The 21,967-nt window shown below is 61.7% G+C and carries 19 protein-coding genes; 13 read left to right on the top strand and 6 right to left on the bottom strand.

What is annotated here, in order from left to right; all coding sequences use genetic code 11:
* Nucleotides 1-40 precede the first annotated feature (40 nt).
* Nucleotides 41-1,081 (bottom strand): Ldh family oxidoreductase, encoded by a 1,041-nt coding sequence (locus PMI26_RS25210; RefSeq protein ID WP_007970998.1) that lies wholly within the window; start codon nt 1,079-1,081, stop codon nt 41-43.
* A 234-nt stretch (nt 1,082-1,315) separates the two neighbouring features.
* Between PMI26_RS25210 and PMI26_RS25215 the strand changes: the two genes are divergently transcribed.
* Both PMI26_RS25215 and PMI26_RS25220 read left to right on the top strand, forming a co-directional pair.
* Nucleotides 1,316-6,148: a dermonecrotic toxin domain-containing protein gene (locus PMI26_RS25215; protein ID WP_007970997.1), complete on the top strand. Its 4,833-nt coding sequence runs from the start codon at nt 1,316-1,318 to the stop codon at nt 6,146-6,148.
* Nucleotides 6,149-6,358: 210 nt separating this feature from the next.
* Entirely contained in the window at nt 6,359-7,360 is a 1,002-nt protein-coding gene (locus PMI26_RS25220; protein WP_007970996.1) for a FecR family protein, read from the top strand.
* A 57-nt stretch (nt 7,361-7,417) separates the two neighbouring features.
* On the opposite strand, the gene pvdQ is transcribed toward PMI26_RS25220, so the two are convergent.
* Complete coding sequence (pvdQ, locus tag PMI26_RS25225) at nt 7,418-9,766, bottom strand: bifunctional acylase PvdQ (protein WP_007970995.1); 2,349 nt, start codon at nt 9,764-9,766, stop codon at nt 7,418-7,420.
* Nucleotides 9,767-10,015: 249 nt separating this feature from the next.
* On the opposite strand from pvdQ, the gene PMI26_RS25230 reads away from it, so the two are divergent.
* Nucleotides 10,016-10,387 (top strand): hypothetical protein, encoded by a 372-nt coding sequence (locus tag PMI26_RS25230; RefSeq protein WP_007970994.1) that lies wholly within the window; start codon nt 10,016-10,018, stop codon nt 10,385-10,387.
* 8 nt (nt 10,388-10,395) lie between these two features.
* On the opposite strand, the gene PMI26_RS25235 is transcribed toward PMI26_RS25230, so the two are convergent.
* Nucleotides 10,396-10,584: a hypothetical protein gene (locus tag PMI26_RS25235; RefSeq protein ID WP_007970993.1), complete on the bottom strand. Its 189-nt coding sequence runs from the start codon at nt 10,582-10,584 to the stop codon at nt 10,396-10,398.
* 156 nt (nt 10,585-10,740) lie between these two features.
* Between PMI26_RS25235 and PMI26_RS31575 the strand changes: the two genes are divergently transcribed.
* A complete protein-coding gene (locus tag PMI26_RS31575) occupies nt 10,741-10,878 on the top strand; it encodes a hypothetical protein (RefSeq protein WP_007970990.1) in 138 nt (45 codons plus the stop codon).
* A 7-nt stretch (nt 10,879-10,885) separates the two neighbouring features.
* Here PMI26_RS31575 and PMI26_RS25240 read toward each other — a convergent pair whose 3' ends face one another.
* Nucleotides 10,886-11,812, bottom strand: a complete 927-nt coding sequence (locus PMI26_RS25240; protein ID WP_007970989.1) for a LysR family transcriptional regulator — start codon at nt 11,810-11,812, stop codon at nt 10,886-10,888.
* Between the two features lie 117 nt (nt 11,813-11,929).
* On the opposite strand from PMI26_RS25240, the gene PMI26_RS25245 reads away from it, so the two are divergent.
* The 8 genes from PMI26_RS25245 to PMI26_RS25280 all read left to right on the top strand — a co-directional run bounded on the left by PMI26_RS25245 (nt 11,930) and on the right by PMI26_RS25280 (nt 18,498).
* The gene (locus PMI26_RS25245; RefSeq protein ID WP_007970987.1) at nt 11,930-12,925 is read left to right on the top strand and encodes an aldo/keto reductase; all 996 of its coding nucleotides are present in this window, start codon (nt 11,930-11,932) and stop codon (nt 12,923-12,925) included.
* 494 nt (nt 12,926-13,419) lie between these two features.
* Nucleotides 13,420-13,866, top strand: coding sequence for a DUF411 domain-containing protein (locus PMI26_RS25250; protein ID WP_007970985.1), 447 nt, complete (start codon nt 13,420-13,422; stop codon nt 13,864-13,866).
* Nucleotides 13,866-14,300 carry a YqaA family protein gene (locus PMI26_RS25255; RefSeq protein WP_007970983.1) on the top strand — a complete coding sequence of 145 codons (435 nt, stop codon included), beginning with the start codon at nt 13,866-13,868 and terminating at the stop codon, nt 14,298-14,300. Before PMI26_RS25250 ends, PMI26_RS25255 begins: the two co-directional genes overlap by 1 nt.
* A gap of 85 nt (nt 14,301-14,385) precedes the next feature.
* Nucleotides 14,386-15,417: an alpha/beta fold hydrolase gene (locus tag PMI26_RS25260; RefSeq protein WP_007970982.1), complete on the top strand. Its 1,032-nt coding sequence runs from the start codon at nt 14,386-14,388 to the stop codon at nt 15,415-15,417.
* Nucleotides 15,418-15,430: 13 nt separating this feature from the next.
* On the top strand, nt 15,431-16,384 hold the full coding sequence (locus PMI26_RS25265; RefSeq protein WP_007970981.1) for a D-2-hydroxyacid dehydrogenase family protein: 954 nt from the start codon (nt 15,431-15,433) through the stop codon (nt 16,382-16,384).
* Between the two features lie 261 nt (nt 16,385-16,645).
* Complete coding sequence (locus PMI26_RS25270; RefSeq protein WP_007970979.1) at nt 16,646-17,188, top strand: tetratricopeptide repeat protein; 543 nt, start codon at nt 16,646-16,648, stop codon at nt 17,186-17,188.
* A gap of 66 nt (nt 17,189-17,254) precedes the next feature.
* Nucleotides 17,255-17,737, top strand: coding sequence for an RNA polymerase sigma factor (locus PMI26_RS25275; RefSeq protein ID WP_443200835.1), 483 nt, complete (start codon nt 17,255-17,257; stop codon nt 17,735-17,737).
* Nucleotides 17,737-18,498, top strand: coding sequence for an anti-sigma factor family protein (locus PMI26_RS25280; RefSeq protein ID WP_007970975.1), 762 nt, complete (start codon nt 17,737-17,739; stop codon nt 18,496-18,498). The genes PMI26_RS25275 and PMI26_RS25280 overlap by 1 nt, the downstream gene beginning before the upstream one ends.
* A gap of 22 nt (nt 18,499-18,520) precedes the next feature.
* On the opposite strand, the gene PMI26_RS25285 is transcribed toward PMI26_RS25280, so the two are convergent.
* Entirely contained in the window at nt 18,521-19,822 is a 1,302-nt protein-coding gene (locus PMI26_RS25285) for an ATP-binding protein (protein WP_007970972.1), read from the bottom strand.
* A 4-nt stretch (nt 19,823-19,826) separates the two neighbouring features.
* On the bottom strand, nt 19,827-20,528 hold the full coding sequence (locus PMI26_RS25290; RefSeq protein ID WP_007970971.1) for a response regulator transcription factor: 702 nt from the start codon (nt 20,526-20,528) through the stop codon (nt 19,827-19,829).
* Between the two features lie 267 nt (nt 20,529-20,795).
* On the opposite strand from PMI26_RS25290, the gene PMI26_RS25295 reads away from it, so the two are divergent.
* Nucleotides 20,796-21,953 (top strand): efflux RND transporter periplasmic adaptor subunit, encoded by a 1,158-nt coding sequence (locus PMI26_RS25295; protein ID WP_033047441.1) that lies wholly within the window; start codon nt 20,796-20,798, stop codon nt 21,951-21,953.
* The last annotated feature ends 14 nt before the right edge of the window (nt 21,954-21,967 follow it).

Below are 21,967 nucleotides of genomic sequence, written 5' to 3'. Positions count from 1 at the left end.
GGGGTTGCGTTAATTAGACATTATTTGCCAATACCCCGAATCACTCCCCCGCCAGCTCCCGCAGGTTCGCCAGCGTCCGGGCATCCAGTTCAATGCCATTGGCCAGCGACCTGGCGCGCTGATGATGACGCCGGTCACCCGGCAAACGCTTCAGGCCGACACCGTGCATTTGCCGCACCAGTTCCTGGCTGCGCTGGGCAAAACCTTGCCCCGCTGCCTTGTCCGGATCAATCACGATCAGCAACTGGCCCGTCCAGGGCGTCTTGGCGCCAGGGTGGTTGTTCCAGTCGAACTCGAAGGAAAAATTGCCGCCGGTCAGTGCCGCCGCGAGCAATTCGACCATCATCGACAGCGCCGAGCCCTTGTGTCCGCCAAAAGGCAGCAACGCGCCGCCCTCAAGAATCGCTTTCGGATCGGTTGTCGGCTGGCCGAGGCTGTCTACGCCCATCCCCTCCGGCAAGCGTTCGCCCTGGCGTGCGGCAATTTGCACGTCGCCATGGGCAATGGCACTGGTGGCGAGGTCGAAGACAATCGGTTCGCCGCCAGCCCGTGGTGCGGCGAAGGCAATCGGATTGGTACCGAACAGTGGTCGGTCGGCGCCGTGGGGCACCACGCAGGTCATGCTGTTGACCACGCTCAACGCCACCAGCCCTTCATACGCGAAGGGCTCGACATCCGGCCACAAGGCCGCGAAATGGTGCGAATTACGGATCGCCAGCACCGCAATGCCGGCACTTCGGGCTTTCTGCACCAGTAATTCGCGCGCCGCCGCCAGGGCCGGTTGCGCAAAACCGTTATCGGCGTCGACCCGCACAAACCCCGAAGCCACATCTTCGACCACCGGAACGGCCTGGCCATTGACCCAGCCACTTTGCAGCGTCGAAACATAACCCGGGATCCGGAACACCCCGTGACTGTGGGCGCCATCGCGCTCGGCGCCGGCGCAGTTTTGCGCCAGCACCCTGGCAACCTCGGCGGAGGTGCCATGACGCAGAAAAATCTTTTCCAGCAAAGCGCTTAGCGCTTCGAGTGACAGGTGTGACGAGACGGCAGTAGAGGCGTGATCGTGTGGCGCAGACATCTGAAGCTCCAGAATGATTATTGGAGGGAACAACAGCGTACAAAGACCCGCCGATTAACAACGCGCGGCGAGTGACCTGTCAACCTTTCCCTCAGGGGCGACGAGGTAAAACCGTGTCACCAATGCCCACGCCCCGTGCGTTATCTATTTACCACCCGCATCCGCGCACCCGCTTTTAGTCTCGATGCTCAACCCACAGGCGCCCTTGAGTGGCCCCTTGAGCGAGACTCGACGATGTCTACACCCGTAACTCCGCTGTTTTTCCCCGAAGCACTGACGATGCCCGGCCTCTGGCGAGAACTTGGCCAAACCCACGGGCTGGCGCAAAAGGATTTCGAATGGTTCAGCCATATCGAACTGGCCAGCCAGGCCCTGCGCGATGAACAGACGCCGCCCATGCTGGCGAAAAAAATCCTGCTGAAGATCCCTGGCCAGGAACCCGTGGCGCTGGCCGGCAGTTTTTTGCTGACCGCGACGCCGGATGACAATGGCGTGATTCTCTACACCCCCTACGCCGGTATACAGAAATTCACCAGTCGTTCGGTCCTGACCGAACATTTGGCAGCACAACTCGAAGCAGCCAACGAAGACAATGAACTGCTGGCCTTCATGGCGCTGTCACAACGCAAGACAGTGGTGGCTGCCGACGATATCGGGCTGGAGTTTCAAACCATCGAAGGAGGCGTGTTTGAGGACCAGCGCAACACCCTCTCCCGCCATCAGCAACTCAACGACCAGGCCCAGCTCGATGAACTCAAGGCGCTACCGTCCTTGACGTCGCTGCTCGATGCATTGCTGGCTGAACAACTGACGGCGTCTTTTCCCGGCGTGGATCAGAGCCAGACCCGGGTGAATTTTTATCTGGCAGCGACTGACGGTAACGAGGATGCAAGTCGTCCAACGGGACCTTGGGTCAACTCCCTGTCGCTGAGTGATGCCGTGCTCCTGCACTATCGCCATCAGCGTTGGCCCTCCGGGCAGGCCCATGAGTTTTCCCACCCGAAAAAGTCCCCGGCAAACGCTGATCAGGGACACTGGGAGACGGCGGTCACGACTGTCTCGCGCAAACTGGTCAGCCTGCTGATCGGGCAGCTCGAACAATACTGGGACGCGGCGAGCGCCAATGGCGTCTCGCGTCGCGCACTCTTCGGCCGGGCCATCGCCGATCAGGCACGCGGGCAACTGCTGCTCAAGCGCGAAGCCGGGATCATCACCCCGAAGCAAAGCCAGGACCTGCACGCGTTGATCTCGACAGCCGGCCGGACGAATACATCGATGACGGTCGAAACCGTGCGCCTGTGGGAGTACCCGGCCAATTACGTCGAGCTGGCCGGTTCACTGATGGTCAGTGCCAGCCATGCGTTTCTCTACACGCCCACAGAAGGTTTGCAGGTGCTCAAGGACTACCAGGACTTGCGCGATACCGTGCGCAGCAAGTTCGGCGCGGCCGGTCACGAGGACGAACTCTATGGCCTGCTGAGCCTGGACGAACGTCAGCGATTCATTGGTTTTGACCGGCCGAATGTGACCGGGGAGGCGATCTCCGGCGCGATCTTCAGCAAGCTCTTCGACGCCATCGTCACCAAGCAACTGCAAAACACGGAATACAGCCTGCAGGTGTTCCGCCACAGTGACGGCGCCGTGGACATCCACGCCCTGTTCGACAAGGCGCTGGATATCCGTTCGATGATCAACGAGCGGCTGCTGAAGCTGGAGACTGACGGACGCTGGAGCACGCGGCCGGTGTTGTCCGGTGACCAGCAGCCGTCCATGGTGCTGGCCGATACGGCGGCAGCGTTCGTCAAGAGCTTCAGTGACATCGAAACGCTGATCAACGCCGACTTCGCCGCACAACCGATCACTTCACTGGCGTTGCAGCGGGTCTACCTGGAAAACCTGCAGCCGCGCCTGGCCCATGCACTTTCCGTCGGCATCCGCGGCGAGGCAAGCTTGCGCACACTCAGTGCGACATTGACGGATGCGGACCGGGCCATCGTCGATACGGTGTTCAACCCGGATCAGGCCGAAAGACATAACCGTCGCTCCTTGAAGGGCTTCCGACCCGATGCCTATTCACTGACCCTTGAGTGCTCCGGTGTGCGGGATCTCCTGCCGCTTGCCCATTGCCTGCTCCTGACCGAGCGCGGCGGACTCGACCCCTCGCATTCCGGCCGGACGATCCTGTGGACGCCCGCCGAGGGGCTGGAGGTGTTTGACAACATCAGCCGTGCCAGGCAGGAACTGAACCGGCGCCTGCTCGACCCGCAACAACGCATGGCGCTACTGGAAAACCTCACCCCGAGCCAACGCCAATTCCACCAACGCTACTCACTGGGTGCGCTGCGGCTGATTGAAGGATCCGTACTGGAGCAGGTCGCACGATCATCCATCGATCACTTCCTGGCTCGCTGCGAACACGCGCGCAGCCTGGAACTGAGCGACACGAAGAAGAAAAAGGCGCTGAAAGCGCTGACCACCGCCGGGATCAACACCCATTTGCGCAGAGCCTCCTCGATTGCCCGGGCGATCACCCTGCAACAGTCACTGCCCGCATGGCTTGGAATGGCCCCCCTTGAAGATCAGCGGCTGCACGTTGAGCTGCTGGAGCAATACCGCAACAGCGTAGAGGAGGACAAAGACTACCTGCATGGGATCACCCCCCTCAGGTCGTATGTGCATGAACGGCTGACGACGTTGCTCGGCAATCGCTTCCCGGCCATTACGCTGGACCCCGACGATATTCAAATCATCCCCGACCTCAACCTGACCGGTCCCGCCCGCAGCCTTACCGAGTTCGCCCTGAACCATGTCAATGCCGCGCAAGGTTCCGGATTCCAGGTCTCCTCGACAACTCCTCAGGCGCTGCCCGAGGGGCTGGACCAGGCCGCGGTCCGTCAACTGCTGCAGTCATTGAACATTGTGCAAAGCTACGCAGCACAGGTAACGCAGACGTTGTCCAGTGCAACGGCCGATGCTCAAAGCCGGATGCAGCGCTTCGTCAAGCAACTGCCCTGGCAACTGCTGCAACACGCCCACGAGCTGAAGCTGTTGCAAAGGCTATCCGGCAGCGCGTTCGATTTGCTTCGACAGGTGCTCGACATGCCAGATGCCACGGCCCGGGCAACCGTACAGGGAGCACACGCGATTGCCCGGCCACTGGAGCTGATCAAGACCACCGGCGCCGCCGCCATCAAAGCGTTGGGCCTGTACCTGGTGAGCCCCGGCAACGCAAAGGCCGGGCCGCAGGTCCTCTATGCCCCTTACCACCCTGGCGGCTCGCCTTTTATCGAATTCGACACTGAGGCCAGTCTTGTCTCGGCGCTGAACACGCCGGGCCCCTTGCAGGACATGTTGCTACGGCGCCTGCCGGACAGCGAGCAGTCCGCCTTCCGCAACCTGTTCAGCTCGACCGTTGGGCAATCGAGTGAGATCACCCTCGGGTCCAACCCCATCGACGGCAACTTGCTCACCCAGCTGTTCCACGACAACACCCGACTGCTGTCGCAAATGCTTGGCAGCCAGTTACACACGGCAAGCCAGGCGGACTGGGAGGCCGTCAAACATCTGTTCGGCGCCAACATCCACCGCATACTTGGCCTGTTGCCGGGCAAACTCGCTTATGCGCAGTTTCTTTGGAACGCCTACAAGGATGCCCTCAACTCCGCACAAGCCCTGCAGGATCATCACTGGAAAGTTGCGCTGGAGGAGTTCATCGCCGGTGCGGCGCAACTCATCTCATTGGGCAGGCTGTCGCTCGAAGGATGGACCGACACGGCCCAGGCAACCCAGGAAAACCCTGGCGCACCGGTCGCCACGCCGATCATCGCGCCAAAGTGGTCCGAGATCGATTCGACGGCACCGCTGCGCACACGGCTGCAACCGTTCGAAACCACGGTCGAACTCAAGAACCTGACGAAAAACAGCGCTGACGGCACCTACCTCGATGCGGCGAGCAAAAAAACCTACGCCCCCATCGCCGGCAAGGTGTACGGCGTAGACAAGACCGGGCCGGCCTGGCGAATGATCAAGGACAAGGAACAAGGCCCGGTATTACTGACGGCGCCAGACAAGCAACTGGTGATCGACCCGGACATCCATACGGTGCACTTCGGCAAGGCCATGTCGAAAATGCACAACCAGTTTGCTCATGCCCGTATCGCCGGGGAGGTGCTGAACATCGAGGCCCGGGGGATGGAAGACATTCGCGCCCGGCATCCCGATAAAGCCCGAATGATCGTGCAGGCCATCGACATGGCGCGCTATTACGCGTTCAACAGTTTGCACAACATGACGCAACTGCGCAGATTCGTCCCCGGTACCCGGCTGGACACCTTCCTCAAAGATTTCTTTGGTGTCGGTGAGGTCAACGCAGCGCTGCTCGACAAGATCAAGGACGCCATCCTCCCCATCTGCAACGCGCTGGTCGACCCTGATGAAGACTGGATGAACTCCCATCGTTTTGTCGTGGGTTCAAACCGGGCCCCGCAGGACAACCTCATCGCGTTTGTCCTGGACAAGGACCGACAGCGCCACGTGCATTTCACCGAAAGGTTCTTCGATCAACAACTCGACTGGTACAAATCCTGTCTGACCGAGCCCTTCAACGTCGACGGCCACAGCCAGGCCGCCACGCTGATACACGAATTCGCTCACCTGTTTTCCGCGGCCGTGGACATTGCGTACCTTGAAGCCCGGCGCCCTTTCAGCGACCTGGTAGCGCCGATCACGGCCTACGGTGAAGCCATGAAACAGTCCCAACTGAAATTCCAGCGCGAAGCCTTGTCGCTGAACACGCCGAAGGAGGAACTGTTTGCGCGTTGGAACAGCAGCCTGCAATCGTGGATCAGCCTGGATTCGATCCCGGAGTCTTATCACGTCGGCAAGGCCATTCTGAGGTTAACGGGCAGCAGGACCATGGAGAGGGCAAGGGATGCATTCCTGGACGGGCAAAATGCGAACTTCAGGGCTGACGTCATTTTGCACAATGCCGATTCGCTCGCGTTCCTGATCTGCGAAATGGGTCGGCAACTGGACCCGGTGCCGGCCACATCGACCTCCGGAACCTGATCCGCCAATCACAGGGCGCAGATCCCCGGATCTGCGCAGCTCAAAGGCCCTGACCGCACAGGTGTAATCAGTTTGATTGTTTTTACGCCGACAGCAGAGATTCCAGAGGCGAGGCGTTGAAAAAAAGTTACACATTGATAGTTAAATGCCATGACTGATGTTCTCGCAGACTGCCCCCAAGGTTAGAATGCACGAAATCAGGATGAGCCAATGACCGAACACACGCTCTCGGAAGCCGAATACGACGCCATCACCGATGCCGCTGCGCATTGGTGCATGCGTCTGCACGCCAATGACTGCACAACGCAGGAGCGCCAGGCGTTCGAACAATGGCGAAATGCGCATCCGCTCCATGCCTTCGAATACGAAGCGATGCTGGAAATATGGGATGTCGCCGGCGACCTGCCCCGCCCCGCGCCCGTCCTGCCGCTGGTTCGCCCGCAACCCGAAGCTCCGTGGCGCCGCCTGGCCATTGCCGCGGCAGTCTGTGCCCTGGCGCTGCCTTTGGCCGGTTATGCCGGCTGGCACCTGGGCTGGGTACCGAACGCGTACCAGCATTTCGAAGCCACCGACAATGTTCGCACGGTCACCTTGAAGGATGGCAGCCAGGTGGAACTGAACCTGGGCAGCGAGCTGACGTACAGCAACTACAAGGATCAGCGGCAGGTCACGCTGGAAAAAGGCGAAGCGTTCTTCAGGGTCAGCCATGACACCCGCCACCCTTTTGTGGTCAAGGCCGCCGAAGGCAAGATTCGCGTGACCGGCACCCAATTCAACGTCTGGATGTATGAAGACCAGGTCAAGGTCAATCTGATCGAGGGTTCGGTACTGGTCAGCAGCAACACCGACCTGCCCGGCGACGGTTTGCGCCTCGACCCGGCGATGCAGGCCAGTTATCGCGGCGGCGACTTCACTCCCCGCATCAGCCAGACCTACGACAATGACAGTTCGCTGGCCTGGCGCCAGGGCAAGCTGGTGCTCGACGATCTGGCGCTGAGCGATGCGCTGCCATTGATCAATCGTTACCTGGACAAACCGCTGATGGTCGCCGACAACAGCACCGGTTCGATCCGTATCGGTGGCATCTACAACATCAAAGAGATCAACGGCCTGGTGAAGTCCCTGCCGCGAGTCCTGCCGGTCTACCTTACCCGCAATGACAATGGCAATCTGGTGGTCAACGCGATCCCACAAAAGACCCCGAAAAGCTGAAAAGGCCGCCACCCTTGCGGGGTGCGGCCTTCAGCGTTCCAGTAAAACCCCACTACCTCAATGCGCGACGACCTTGGCATCCTGCTGGCGGATCGTCTGTACCTGATACTGCGGATCGGACGTGATCTGCTGTTCGGTGAAGGGCAGCACGCTCCATTGCTTCTGCGAAAAGGCCTGCGTCTGATCCCGTGAAAATTTCGAAGCAGGGTCACTCGACAACGAGAACGCCAGCAGCCCCTTGGCTTGCGGTCCGTTTTCGTCGAAGGTCACCACTTGCAGGTAACTGGTGCCACTGACCACCTCGCGCTTGCCATCGCTGCGCGGCACGCTCTGGATCGCGTTGTAGACACCCAGCGTGCCCGGCCCGCCATGGATCGGCGTCTGTTGCCCGCCGCTGCTGACCACCTGGATGTCGCCCCAGCGAGTGTCCGGCTTGAGGCCTGACGCCTTGACCTGCTCAGCCGAAGCCAGCATCGCTGTGCGTAGCGCCTTGGCCACTGACGGGTGATCGACGGCGAGTCCACTCGGGGTGTGTTGCGGGTCCTGCGAATCGAACGCCACGCGCCATACGTCCGGCACCGACTCCAATGCCTCCATGACGTTCTGGAAGTGCACAAAACCCAGACCGCTGCCCAGGTTGGCCTTGCGGTCCCAGGCCTTGAGGCTGGCGCACAGTGGCGCGAGGGTTTTGGCATCGGCACCGAGACCCTTCGCGCAAAATTGCAGCAGGTCCGGCATCACTTGAGCCGCCTGATAGACCTGATCGTCCATGACCATGTGCTGCAAGTCCGCCACCGCGACCTTGCCGGCCCCGGTCAGCGTACTCAAACGGTCCAGGGCAAAGCGTGAACGCAGGCCCAAAGGCTGGCCGTCCTGGCTGATCAGCGGCGAATAGCCGGTCAGCGGTTGCGCCGGATTGGCCATCCACGCCGAATCGTTGGAGTGCTGGACAAAATCCTTGCGCAGCAGCTGCGGCAGTTTTTCCGCTGCATAGATGCCCCGTTGTGGCGCCTGCGGGTCGATGTCCCAGGCACAGGCGCTGTTGGAGCCGTCAAGAATGATCATCTGCAGACCGATCCGCGGATCGCTGCATTGCGCCAGCTTGTCGACGCTGACGTTGGGCACCACCGAGAGGTTCATGTACAGCGTCTGCCCCTGATCGTCCGCCGCCAGGGTGTTGACCCACGGAATGCCCTGGATCCTGTGCACCGAGTCCTGGAAGTCCTTGAGGTTTTCGGCGCGGTTCATCGCGTACCACTGCTGCAGGACGCGATCGTTATCCAGGTTGGCGTCGCGCAGGCTGAAGGCGTACTGATGATCCCAATCGAGTTTTCCCGGCCATTGCACCACCGGACCGAACTTCGAGCTGTAGACCACGCGGGTAATCGCCTGGACCTGCCCGTCCGCCTGCCTGACGTTGACCGTCACGGTCTGCTGGTCCATCGGCAAGGACTGGCCGTCGAGCAGGTAACGGGTCGAATCCCTGGGGTCGAGTTGCAGACGGTACAGCGTGAAATGCCTGGACGAATCCACGGTGTGGGTCCAGGCCAGATGTTGATTGAAACCGATGTTGATCAGCGGCAGGCCGGGCAACGCCGCGCCCATCACATCCAGCTTGCCGGGAATGGTCAGGTGCATCTGATAAAAACGCATGCCGCCCACCCACGGGAAGTGCGGGTTAGCCAGCAACATGCCGCGTCCGTTAAAGGAACGTTCGCTGCCGATCGCGACCGCATTACTGCCGCGATCCAGGGCAAACCGTTGCATGCGCGTGGCGGCCATCTGGAACGCTGCCTGGGCGTTCGACGCCCCGGCCACGGCTTGGGGCGGCGTGGCACCGGCCAGGGCTTCGGCGAACTGGCCGACGCCCCCTTCGACCAACAGGCGCCGGGTCAGCTTGACCAGATCCGACGGGGTGATGTCCCGCACCCAATCGCCCTGGCACTGTTGCGGCAGCCCCTGGGCACGACGTTCGCTCAGGGAACGGTTGAACCCTGCCACATAACCCTCAATCAACTCACGCACCGGCGGAGTCTGGGCCTGCCAGAAACCGGCGACAGCTTGCGGGGTGTTGAGCCAGGTGAAGAACAGATCGCTGACCAGGTTCTCACGCGCCTCGACGGTGAACTGGTCCGGCCCAAAATAGCGCGAACGCTCGCCGTTCACCGTAGTGATCTCGTTCGCCAGCAGGCACAGGTTGTCCTGGGCGTAGGCATAGCCGATGCCGTAGCCCAGCCCGCGCTCGTTGTCGGCGCGGATGTGCGGCACGCCGAAACTGGTTCGGCGGATGTCCGCGCTCGTTGGCGCAGGCGCATCGCTCGCGCTCGCCGCAAGGCTCAACCCCAGGCTCAATCCCAGAGTCACACCCGCCAGGCTCAACCTGGTTAACTGGCTGGAAATAATCACGCTCGCTCCTGATCGAAAACACGATGGCCACTGTTGCGCGCACCCACGCGCGCAGTGCCTCCCTGTAGGGACGAAGCTCACATCAATAATTTAGGGTTTTGCACACATTGGCGTGCGAACTGACAGGCTGATCACACGCCGTCGACAAAATTTCTACATTCGAGCCTTCATGATTTGGGGAGCTCAGACGTCTAGACATGCAAGAGCGCCCCATTTTTCCTGATCAGGCTCTGAAAAGGAGTTTTGCCAATGTACAACTCGCAACTGCCAATGGACGGTAGCAATGCGCCAAAAGGTACTTCCATGGGAGTCGGCGCGTTCGAGCCGCGTACCGATCGCCACGGTAACGAGCGGATCCGGATCCTGCTCAAAAGCTATGGCCTGCGCACCAGCCTGATCCGCCTGAAAGTCATCGATGCCCTGCTGACGGCCGCCGAAAGCGACCGCAGTCTTGGCGTGCGTGGCGTGCACAGCCAATTGCTGGAACTGGACATTCCCCTGTCCTTTCTCAGCGTGCGCGAAGTGCTCAAGCGCTTGTGCATTGAAGGCGTGATTGTCCTGAACCCCGACAAAAGCTACAGCCTGCATCCACAGGCTGCCGCCATCCTGCGCAACCCGTGAGCGAATGATCAGGGCTTGACCTTGCGGCGCATCACGCCATTGATGACGACCACGATCACCGCCACGCCAATGGCGATGTACTGGAACATTTTTTCGCTGATGACGCCGGTGTTCTGCAACCAGGAAAGGCCAAACATGATCCCCAGCACCACCAGGGAGATCAGAATCGAGTATTTCAAACGTTGCGACTGAGTCATTGCGGGTTCCTGAATCTGAAAATGTATCCGGTTTGTATCAAGACGCTTGCCAAGCACATACCCTGTTCCCGGGATAAGCGGCCACAAGCGGGGTCACATGTTACAGCCGATGAAGAGTTTTAGCTTCATTGTGGCGATAACCATGAGGACTTTGAAATGTTGCGTCGAATCACATTGCTGATTCCCCTGCTGGCCATCCTGACCCTGAGCGGTTGCATTGTTTTCCCCCATGGGGGCTGGCATCACGATCACTACTACGACCATGGCGGGCCGGGTTACTACCCACACCGATAACCGCTGATCAACGCCCTGAATCCTTCCTGTAAAAGTCATTGCCGGGCTGGGCACAGAGTTCCACCAGCCAGTCGACAAACACACGCACCCGCCGGGACAACTGGCGGTGCGGCGGATAAAGCGCCGTCATCGGCATGCCCGGTGGCGGCACTTCCCTCAGCACTTCACACAAGCGCCCCTCCTGCAGTTGCCTGGCCACGTGATAGTACGGCGTCTGCACCAGCCCGTATCCGGCCTCGCACGCCGCCAGATAACCATCGGCACTGTTGACCGCCACCTGCTTGGGCAGATCGACCAACCGCACCTGACCATCCACGACAAACTCCAGCCCATAGCGCTTTCCGTTGCTGCTGGAGAAGTACTCGACCATCTGATGCCCGCGCAGGTCATCCAGGGCATGGGGCGTTCCGTGCCGCTGCAGGTAGTCAGGGCTGGCACAGGTCACCTGATCCATCATCACCAGCGGCCGCGCCACCAGCGAATCGTCCAGCGTCGAGCCGCCGCGCAACACACAATCCACCCCTTCGCGAATCAGGTCGACCGGCCGGTCATTCAAGCCGATTTCCAGCTCGATCAACGGATAGCGGGCGGTGAACTGCGGCAGCGCCGGAATCACCACCAGACGCCCCACGCCCGCCGGCATGTCCACGCGCAACAGCCCCTTGGGATTGTGGCGCGCGGCACTGAACACCGCTTCGGTCTCTTCGAGATCCGCCAACAAGCGCACGCAACGCGGGTAATAGGCCGCTCCGTCGAGCGTCAGGCTGATCTGCCGCGTGGTGCGTTGCAGCAATTGCACCCCCAGATGCGCCTCCAGTTGCTTGATCAGGATGGTCACCGAGGCCCGGGGCAGTTGCAGGCTGTCGGCGGCCTTGGCAAAGCCACCGAGCTCGACGATTCGGGTAAAGACGCGCATGGCGTTGAAACGGTCCATTGCTGGTTCCACCGACAGATTGTTTAGATTTTACGAATAGTGATAGTCGTTTTAGCCGGTTTATCTTGTTTCTGTCGAGGCAAACAATGGCCACTCACTTCACAGGGAGCTGATTTCATGCACACACGTCAATTGGGGAAAAACGGTCCGCAGGTGTCGGCCATCGGCCTTGGCTGCATGGGCATGACCGACTTCTACACCACCGGCACGGATACCCGCGAAGCCACGGCGACCCTGCATCGCGCGCTGGAACTGGGTGTCAACTTGCTCGATACCGCCGATATGTATGGCCCGCACAGCAATGAAGAGCTGATCGGCAAGGCCATTGCCGGCAAGCGCGACCAGGTGTTCCTGGCCAGCAAGTTCGGTATCGTCCGCGACCCGACGAACCCCGGTGCCCGGGGCGTCAACGGTCGGCCGGAGTACATTCGCCAGTCCATCGACGGCACTTTGAAACGCCTGGGCGTGGACACCCTCGACCTGTATTACCAGCACCGTATCGACCCGCAGGTGGCCATCGAAGAAACCGTCGGTGCCATGGCCGAACTGGTCAGTGCCGGCAAAGTCCGCTACCTGGGATTGAGCGAAGCCTCGGTGGCGACCCTGGAACGGGCGCACAAGGTTCATCCGATCAATGCGCTGCAGAGTGAGTACTCGTTGTGGAGCCGTGATCAGGAAGAAAACGGTTGCCTGGCGGCGTGTCGGCGCCTGGGCGTCGCCTTTGTGCCTTACAGCCCGCTGGGCCGAGGGTTCCTGACCGGTGCATTGAAAAGCCCGGATGATTTCGCGGCAGACGATTATCGGCGTTTCAGCCCGCGTTTCCAGGGCGAAAATTTCGCCAGGAACCTGCTGCTGGTGCAGCAGGTCCAGGCGCTCGCGGCAGAGAAAGGCGTGACGGCGGGCCAACTGGCGCTGGCGTGGGTGCTGGCCCAGGGTGACTACCTGATTCCGATTCCGGGCACCAAGCAACGCAAATACCTGGAAGAAAACGTGGCCGCTCTGCAGGTGAGGCTGAACGCTGATGAACTGCAGGCGCTGGAGTCGGTCTTTGCGGCGAACGCCACCGCTGGCCTGCGTTATCCGGAGGAAGTCATGAAACTGCTTGACCGCTGAGATAACCAAATATCTGTAGGAGCGAGCCTGCTCGCGAAAAACCTGAGAGCACCGCGGGGTGTCAGGCTCCCCGCATCATCCTTGACCTCCATCGCGAGCAAGCTCGCTCCTACAGGCCGGGCGGCGTTCCGTTTTTCCAAGTAACCCGCTGTAAAAGCGGAACCATAGGCGGCCGTTACCGCAGAAATGGATATGTACACCACCAACAAAATACGCCAGCCATGAGGCCGCCATCGCCAGCAAGCCGGCTCCTACAGGTATCGGTGTCCCCCGGGATTACGTGAAGAACCTTTTTTGAACCCGGGGATCACGTAAACATGCGCCTACGGCATTTCAACCTGACGTTTTTGTAATGTCCCCCTCATCTGCCTGACAGCACTGATCTACCATCATCGAACAGCCGATCTTTGTAGTACTTCGAAACACTCCTTGAATGCCTGACCGGAAAAAAGGGTCAGAATGCGCTTTTTTGCCCGTTAGCCGAGACGAATCCCATGCGAAACCCTCTGCGTCTGATCGCCCTGAGCGCCCTGTTCATCTCCTCTCTGGCCCAGGCCGCCGACCTCATTCCGATCGAGGTTCATCGCGATGCCAATTGTGGTTGCTGCAAAAAATGGATCAGCCATCTTGAAGCCAATGGTTTCAAGGTCGAAGACCACGTCGAAGCCAACATGAGCGAGTTCAAGCAACAGCACGGCGTGCCGCCACGCCTGGCGTCGTGCCACACCGCGCTGATCAACGGCAAGTTCGTCGAAGGTCACGTCCCGGCCGACCAGGTCCTGGCCTTGAGCAAGCGCGACGATCTGTTGGGCGTCGCGGCGCCCGGCATGCCCATGGGTTCCCCCGGGATGGAAATGGACGGCATGAGCGATGCCTATCAGGTCATCGGCCTGAAAAAGGACGGCACTGACCTGGTGGTCGCGGACTACCCCGCCCATTGATGCCAGGCGCGTACCTCGGGCTGTTTTTCGCGGCATTCGGTGCCGCCACGCTGCTGCCGTTGCAATCCGAAGCCGTGCTGGTGGGGCTGCTGCTCAGCGACCGCTACTGGCTCTGGGCACTGCTGGCGGTGGCGACGTTCGGCAACGTTCTGGGGTCGCTGCTGAACTGGTGGCTGGGGCGCGGGATCGAGCGGTTCCGCGACCGGCGCTGGTTTCCGGTAAGCCCCCGGCACCTGGAAAAAGCCCGGCTGCACTACCAGCGCTACGGCCATTGGTCATTGCTGCTCAGTTGGCTACCGGTGATCGGCGATCCGCTGACACTGGTCGCCGGGGTCATGCGCGAGCCATTGGGGCGCTTCCTGCTGATCGTCACCCTGGCTAAAGGCGCCCGTTACGGCGTGTTGGCCGTGGTGACATTGGGCTGGATGGGTTGAACCATCGAGGGCGGCGATTGCCTGTGTTTAATGCCGCCCTAATCGAGCCGATCCAGCATCGGTGGATTTTCCATGGAGCCTCCCCATGTCGCGACTCTTCCCCCGCTGGTTGCCCAGCCTGTTGTTGACCGCCGCCCTGCCCGTCATCGCCCAAGCCCAAACCGAAGGACCGGAATACGGCCCTGAGCTGCAGGGTTTCGACTATCCCTACACGCTCAAGCACTTCGCCTTTGAATCCCAGGGCCAGTCCCTGCAAATGGGCTATATGGACGTCGCCGCCCACGGCAAGGCCAATGGCCGCAGCGTGGTGCTGATGCACGGCAAGAATTTCTGCGGCGCCACCTGGGACAGCTCGATCAAAGCCCTCAGCGACGCCGGCTATCGGGTCATCGCCCCGGACCAGATCGGCTTCTGCAGCTCCAGCAAGCCGGCGCACTATCAGTACACATTCCAGCAACTGGCGACGAACACCCAGCAATTGCTCAAGGCATTGGGCATTCAGAAAGCCACCCTGCTGGGGCACTCCACCGGCGGCATGCTCGCCACTCGCTATGCCTTGCAATACCCCGAACAGGTCGAGCAACTGGCACTGGTCAACCCCATCGGCCTGGAAGACTGGAAAGCCCTCGGCGTGCCCTATCGCACGGTAGACCAATGGTATGAACGCGAACTCAAGCTCAGCGCCGACGGTATCCGCAACTACGAACGCAGCACCTACTACGGCGGCCGCTGGAAACCGGAATTCGAGCGTTGGGTCGACATGCTCGCCGGCCTGAACAAAGGCCCCGGGCATATGCAAGTCGCGTGGAACTCGGCGCTGATCTACGACATGATCTTCACTCAACCGGTGTATTACGAATTCCAGAACCTGAAGATGCCGACCCTGCTGTTGATCGGGACGTCCGATACCACCGCCATCGGCAGTGACATCGCTCCGCCCGAGGTCAAGGCGAAGATCGGGCACTACGACGTCCTCGGCAAACAAGTGGCGAAGTTGATTCCCCGGTCCACGCTGGTCGAATTCCCGGGCATGGGCCACGCGCCACAGATGGAAGAACCGGCACAATTCCACCAGGCCCTGCTCGCCTGGCTGAACAAGACCAACCCCGTGCGTTGAAGAGGAAAGGCTGATGCCTGTGCAGATTGCAGTGCTTGATGATTGGCAGGATGTGGCGCGGGATGTGGTGGACTGGTCGGCGCTGGACAGCGTCGGCCAGGTGAGTTTTCTCCATGACTACCCCGCCGACAACCCGACGCTGGCCGAGCGCCTGGCCGGGTTCGAGGTGATCTGCGTCATGCGCGAGCGCACGCGCTTCGACGAAGACCTGCTGCGCCGCCTGCCCAGGCTCAAACTGCTGGTGACCGGCGGCATGCGCAACGCCGCCCTGGACCTGAAAGCCGCCGCCGCGCTGGGCATCCAGGTCAGCGGCACCGACAGCTACAAACACGCCGCGCCGGAGCTGACCTGGGCGCTGATCATGGCCGCCACCCGCAACCTGGTGGCCGAAGCCAATGCCTTGCGTGCCGGCCAGTGGCAACAAGGCCTGGGCGGCGACCTGCACGGCAAGACCTTGGCTATCCTCGGTCTTGGCAGCATCGGCCAGCGCGTCGCGCAATTCGGCCAAGTGTTCGGCATGCGGGTCATCGCCTGGAGCGAAAACCTCACCGCCGAACGTGCGGCGCAAGTCGGTGTGACCCGTGTCAGCAAGCAGGAGCTGTTCGAACAGGCCGATGTGTTGTCGGTGCACCTGGTGCTCAGCGACCGCAGTCGGGGCCTGGTGGACGCACAAGCCCTGGGCTGGATGAAGCCCACGGCGCTGCTGGTCAACACCGCCCGCGGACCGATTGTCGATGAGGCGGCGCTGATCAAGGCGCTGCAGAAGCAACGACTGGGCGGTGCGGCACTGGACGTTTTCGAGCAGGAGCCGCTGCCCGCGCACCATCCGTTCCGGACCCTGGACAATGTATTGGCCACGCCCCATGTCGGGTACGTGAGCCAACAGAACTACCGGCTGTTTTTCTCGCAGATGATCGAGGACATCCAGGCCTGGGCGGCGGGTGCACCAATTCGTCTGCTGGGTTGAACAAAAATCCCCTGTGGGAGCGGGCTTGCTCGCGAAGGCGGTGGGTCAATCAACATTGATGCTGCCTGACACTCCGCCTTCGCGAGCAAGCCCGCTCCCACAGGGATCTTCAGCGCACACAAAACCATGCCCGTTCGCAATCGGCCGCCAGAACATAATGAATAATTGTGCAGGCTGGGGTGTTCTCATCACATCATCCTTGCACTGCGCCTGGCCGGGCGCGACCTGATCTGAAACCCATGAACCTGTGGAGCAAAGCCCATGAATAGTCGTTTTGCAGTTCTGATGGCCCCGCTATTGCTGACCGTCGCATTGACCGGCTCCCCCGCCCTGGCCAACGGCGGTGGCGGCGGTGACGAGCCGCCCGCCAGACCCAACTGCCCGAAAGGACAGGTGCTCGACACAAGATCGCAGCGGTGCGTCAGGCAGACCAGCAACCTGGTGCCTGACGAAGACCGCACCAACTATGCCTATCAACTGGCCAAGGACGGACGTTATGAGGAGGCCCTGGCCCTGCTTGACACGCTGAAACAGCCAAATACCGCAAAAGCGCTGAACTATCGCGGCTACGCCACGCGTAAACTGGGACGCACCGACGAAGGCATCGGTTATTACCTGCAATCGGTAAAACTCGACCCGCAATACGCGCAAGTCCGCGAATACCTGGGCGAGGCCTATGTGATCAAGGGTCGGTTGGACCTTGCGCAGGAGCAACTGCAGCAGATCAAATCCATCTGCGGCAATACCCAGTGCGAGGAGTACCAGGACCTGGCCGAAGCCATCAACGGATCATCGAAAACCTGACAACCCGAGCGGACGGAGGTTGCCATCGCCAGCGATCAGGCAATACGAACGGAACTGAACCAGCATCTGGCGCGTTTATGGCGCTATGGCCTGCTTTTGTCCCGGCAACGGCATGTCGCCGATGACCTGGTGCAGGCCACCTGCGTGCGGGCGCTGGAGCGGGCCGGGCAATACGAGCCGGGGACGCGCATGGACCGCTGGCTGCTGAGCATCCTGCACTCGATCTGGCTCAACGAAGTGCGTGCCCAGCGGATGCGGCAAGGCCAGGGCCAGGTGGATGCCGACCAGGCCTTGTCGTTCGATGGAGAGTCCGTGGCCCAGACCCACGTGTTGGCGGCACAGGTCATCCGCCGCGTCGATGCCTTGCCCGAGGCCCAGCGTGAAACGGTATTTCTCGCCTACGTCGAAGGGTTGTCCTACCGCGAAGTCGCCGACGTGCTGCAAGTGCCCATCGGCACGGTCATGAGTCGCCTGGCCACCGCCCGGGCGAAACTGGCCGAATATCCACCGTTGCACACGGTGTCCCACCCTTACCGAGGAGAACATTGATGAACGCGAAACCCTCGGACGAACAACTGGTGGCTTATCTCGACAACCAACTCGATGCCGAGCAGCGCTCGCGCATCGACGCGGCCATCAGTGCCGACCCGATGCTCGGCCTGCGCCTGCAATGGCTGGGTCGCAGCAGCCTGCCGTTCAAGGACGCCTACGATGAACTGGCCCGGCAGGCACCGGTGGATCGCCTGCAAGCCATGCTCGCCACCATGCCCTCACCCGCCCGTCCGGGGCTCAACCGACGCTGGTTCCTGGCCGCCGCGGCCGGGCTGCTGGCCGGCGGCGTGCTGGCGGACCGTTTGTTCCTCGGCTGGCAAGCGAGCCAGCAGACTCACAGCTGGCGCGGTCTGGTGGCCGATTACATGGCGCTCTATGTGCCGGAAACCCTGGATCACCTGCCCGCTGATGAAGCCTCCCAGCGAGCCCAACTGCGGACCATCGATGCGCGCCTGGGCCTGGACCTCGTGCCGGCAAAACTGAGCCTGCCCCGTGCCGAGTTCAAGCGGGCGCAAATCCTCGAGTACGACGGTGCGCCCATCGCCCAGATCACCTACCTCGATCCGGCGCACGGCCCCATGGCGCTGTGCGTGACCCGCTCCAACAGCGGCAGCCGCCATTTCGCCCAGGAACAGCGGCGCGAGCTGAACATCGTGTATTGGTCGGACATGGAGCACGCCTGGATGTTGATCGGGCGCCAGCCGATGACGGATCTGGAGGAGATGGCCAAGGTATTGCGCAGTCGGCTGAGCGCCTGAACCACGTTATCCCGGGCGCGCGTCAGGCCGAAGTCGGCAACCACAAGCGAAACCGCGCCCCGCCCAGCGGCGAGGCTTGCACCGTCAGCGTGCCGCCCTGGGCTTCCAGGGCGCGCCGGCTGATCGCCAATCCCAGTCCGAAACCACCCGTGGCGCGGTCTCGACTGCGGTCGAGACGGTAGAAGGGTTCGAAAATTCGCTCGCGCTCGTCATCCGGAATGCCGATGCCGTCATCGTCGACCCAGATTTCACAGCCGCCGGCATAGACCTGCACACCGATCTGGATACGCTTTTCGCAGTAGCGCATGGCGTTGCGCAGCAGGTTTTGCAGGGCGCGGGCGGTCAGGCGCGGGTCGAGACTGAAGCGTTCGAGCTGGCCGTGCAGCAGCACATCAATGACGATCTCCGGGGATTCCAGCTCCTCGTCGACGCTGCCAAGGATGCTGTCGATGAACTCATCCAGCGACACTTCGACCCGCTCCGGTATCCGCGCCGGGTTTTGCAGGCGGCTGTAGGACAGCAACTCAAGCACAAGCTCATCGAGTTCCCGGATGTGCGCCACCAGGCTTTGCAGGCGCTCGCGACTGGCTGCCGGCAAGTCGTCGGAGAGGGCCAGCGCCAGGCCGAAATCCAGGCGCGTCAGCGGCGTGCGCAACTCGTGGGACACCGCATTGAGCAAGTCGCGCTGCTGGTTGAGCAGGTTCTCGATGTCGCCGGCCATGGTGTCGAACACACCGGCCAGGCTGCCGATGTTGGAGCTCGGGGAGATTTGCGTGCGCTCGCCCAGGTGGCCCTTGCCAAAGCGCTCGGCCGCGCCCTTGAGGCGTTCCAGGTCACGCCAGTGCGGGCGCAGCCACAGCAACAGGCACGCGAGCATGGTCGCGCCGATCAGTACGTTGATGCTCCAGTACAACAGGTTGACGTCCAGCGGGTCCGGCGGCACCACCATTTGCACCACGGTGCGCTCGTTCAGCGGCGCGACCGCCAGCGTGCGCCAGCCCCAGTCACCCACGCGCACGACGTTCTCGCCCCGCTGCAAGCGCTGCTGCTCTTCAGGCGTCAGGCTACTGTCGTCGTTACCGCTGAGCACGATGTGCAGCGGATTGAAGTCCTTGTCCATTTCGGCGGCCAGGGCCGGCCACTGTTCGGCCGGGGCCGCGTGAAACTGTTTGACGATCAGCGTTTGCAGGCCACGGGAGTAATCGAGGTTGTAGGTGACGAAGCGTTCGTGGAACACCTTGACCACCAGATCCGGCACCAGATAAATCGCCGCGCTGAACGAGACAATGGTCACCAGGTACAAGCGAAAGAGGATTCTGAACATCGGCTCAGCATTCCCACTCGGAACGGCTGAACAGGTAGCCCTTGCCCCACACGGTCTTGATCTTGCGCGCCTCGCCGGCGTGGTCGTCGAACTTGCGCCGCAACTTGGAAATTGCCACGTCCACCGAACGGTCGGTGCCGTTGAATTCGATACCGCGCAGGCGTTGCAGGATCTGGTCGCGGCTCAGCACCTCCCCGGCATGCCGGGCCAGCACCACCAGCAGGTTGTACTCACCGCTGGACAAGTCCACCAGTTGCTCGCGCCAGGTCACGGTGCGTTCGGACAGGTCAATGCACAGGTTGCCCATCAGAATGCGGTCGTTGGCGGTCTGCGGCTCGCTGAGGCTGCTGCGGCGCAACAGGGTCCGCACCCGCGCCAGCAGCACCCGTGGCTCGCAGGGTTTGGTCACGTAGTCGTCGGCCCCCATTTCCAGGCCCAGGACCTGGTCGTGGCTGTCGTCGCGGGCGGTGAGCATCAGGATCGGCAAGGTCGCCGAATCGGCGCGCAGCAGGCGACAGACTTGCAAGCCGTCGAGGCCGGGCAGCATCAGGTCGAGGATCACCAGGTCCGGCGGATTGAGCCGCGCTCGTTCGCGCACATGATCACCGCGACCGATCACGCTGACGGAATAACCGTTGCGTTCCAGGTAGCTGGCAATCAGTTCGGCGAGGGCGGTGTCGTCTTCGACCAGGAGGATGTTGGGCATGGGGTGTTTCCAGAAAGAGCCGTGGCGTCTGCATTGGCCTCTTCGCGAGCAGGCTCGCTCCCACAGGGGGCCGCATTTCAACTGTGGGAGCGAGCCTGCTCGCGAAGGCGGCCTGACAGACGCAATAAAATTCAAGGACTGAAGGATATACGCCCTCACTCGTCTCTGAGTAAAACCCTTACACAATTTCACACAGCACCAACAAAGCTTCACCGCTACCCTCGCCTGCGCCCAGTAGGATGCTGGGAGTCTTTATTGGGGTATTACATGTCGAAGAATCTGCTTGCCAGGCTCAGTCTGATTGCTCTGGCGTTGACACTGGGTGCGTGCGAGAAGGCCTCGAATGCCGAGGAACAGGCGCCGCTGGCCACGGTTCGCATCGAAACCATCGAAGCGCAACCACTGACCATCAGCAGCGAACTGAGCGGACGGATTGCCGCACCGCGCATGGCCGAAGTGCGTGCCCGCGTGGCCGGCGTGGTCCTGCAGCGCACTTTCCGTGAAGGCAGTGACGTGAAACAGGGCGATGTCCTGTTCCGCATCGACCCGGCGCCGCTCAAGGCCGACCTGGACAGCGCCGAAGCAGCGCTGCGCAAGGCCGAGGCCAACGCGTTCCAGGCCCGGTTGCAGGAACAGCGCTATGCCCAGTTGATCGACGACAAGGCCATCAGCGGCCAGGACTACGACAACGCCCGGGCCAACGCACGACAGACCGCCGCCGACGTCGCGGCCAGCAAGGCGGCGGTGGAGCGGGCGAAACTCAACCTCGGCTACGCCACCGTCACCGCGCCGATTTCCGGGCGCATCGGGCGCGCGCTGGTCACCGAAGGCGCGCTGGTCGGGCAGAACGAAACCACACCGCTGGCGCTGATCCAGCAACTCAATCCGATTCATGCCGACCTGACCCAGTCCACCCGTGAGCTCAACGAACTGCGCCGCGCCTTCCGTTCCGGCCAGTTGCAGCAGGTCGGCCAGGACCAGGCCAAGGCCACGCTGATTCAGGATGACGGCAGCCTCTACCCCCTGCCGGGCAAAATGCTGTTCAGCGACATCACCGTCGACCCGGGCACCGGCCAGATCATCCTGCGCAGCGAGTTCCCCAACCCCGACCTCGACCTGCTGCCCGGCAGTTTCGTGCGCGTGCGCCTGGAACAAGCGGTCAACCGCCAGGGCATCAGCGTGCCGCAACGGGCCATCCAGCGCGACAGCGCGGGCATCGCCCAGGTGCTGCTGCTCGACGCCGAACAGCGCGTCGGCCAGCAACCGGTCGAACTGGGCGCCGTGCAGAACGATCGCTGGATCGTCACCGGCGGCCTGAAAGCCGGCGACCGCATCGTCATCGAGGGCCTGCAGCACGCCCGCCCCGGCGAGAAAGTGCAGATCGACGACACCCCTCTCCCACTTGCCCAGGCGACTGGTCAGTAAGCAGGACGCTTTTT

The organism is Pseudomonas sp. GM33, assembly GCF_000282295.1.
Lineage (GTDB): Bacteria > Pseudomonadota > Gammaproteobacteria > Pseudomonadales > Pseudomonadaceae > Aquipseudomonas > Aquipseudomonas laurylsulfatiphila.
This window is presented reverse-complemented; position numbering and strand designations above follow the sequence as displayed.

Coding starts and splice junctions, on each gene's coding strand:
- PMI26_RS25210 (WP_007970998.1), bottom strand. CDS start 1,081: ATGTCTGCGCCACACGATCACGCCTCTACTGCCGTCTCGTCACACCTG.
- PMI26_RS25215 (WP_007970997.1), top strand. CDS start 1,316: ATGTCTACACCCGTAACTCCGCTGTTTTTCCCCGAAGCACTGACGATG.
- PMI26_RS25220 (WP_007970996.1), top strand. CDS start 6,359: ATGACCGAACACACGCTCTCGGAAGCCGAATACGACGCCATCACCGAT.
- PMI26_RS25230 (WP_007970994.1), top strand. CDS start 10,016: ATGTACAACTCGCAACTGCCAATGGACGGTAGCAATGCGCCAAAAGGT.
- PMI26_RS25235 (WP_007970993.1), bottom strand. CDS start 10,584: ATGACTCAGTCGCAACGTTTGAAATACTCGATTCTGATCTCCCTGGTG.
- PMI26_RS31575 (WP_007970990.1), top strand. CDS start 10,741: ATGTTGCGTCGAATCACATTGCTGATTCCCCTGCTGGCCATCCTGACC.
- PMI26_RS25240 (WP_007970989.1), bottom strand. CDS start 11,812: ATGGACCGTTTCAACGCCATGCGCGTCTTTACCCGAATCGTCGAGCTC.
- PMI26_RS25245 (WP_007970987.1), top strand. CDS start 11,930: ATGCACACACGTCAATTGGGGAAAAACGGTCCGCAGGTGTCGGCCATC.
- PMI26_RS25250 (WP_007970985.1), top strand. CDS start 13,420: ATGCGAAACCCTCTGCGTCTGATCGCCCTGAGCGCCCTGTTCATCTCC.
- PMI26_RS25255 (WP_007970983.1), top strand. CDS start 13,866: ATGCCAGGCGCGTACCTCGGGCTGTTTTTCGCGGCATTCGGTGCCGCC.
- PMI26_RS25260 (WP_007970982.1), top strand. CDS start 14,386: ATGTCGCGACTCTTCCCCCGCTGGTTGCCCAGCCTGTTGTTGACCGCC.
- PMI26_RS25265 (WP_007970981.1), top strand. CDS start 15,431: ATGCCTGTGCAGATTGCAGTGCTTGATGATTGGCAGGATGTGGCGCGG.
- PMI26_RS25270 (WP_007970979.1), top strand. CDS start 16,646: ATGAATAGTCGTTTTGCAGTTCTGATGGCCCCGCTATTGCTGACCGTC.
- PMI26_RS25280 (WP_007970975.1), top strand. CDS start 17,737: ATGAACGCGAAACCCTCGGACGAACAACTGGTGGCTTATCTCGACAAC.
- PMI26_RS25285 (WP_007970972.1), bottom strand. CDS start 19,822: ATGTTCAGAATCCTCTTTCGCTTGTACCTGGTGACCATTGTCTCGTTC.
- PMI26_RS25290 (WP_007970971.1), bottom strand. CDS start 20,528: ATGCCCAACATCCTCCTGGTCGAAGACGACACCGCCCTCGCCGAACTG.
- PMI26_RS25295 (WP_033047441.1), top strand. CDS start 20,796: ATGTCGAAGAATCTGCTTGCCAGGCTCAGTCTGATTGCTCTGGCGTTG.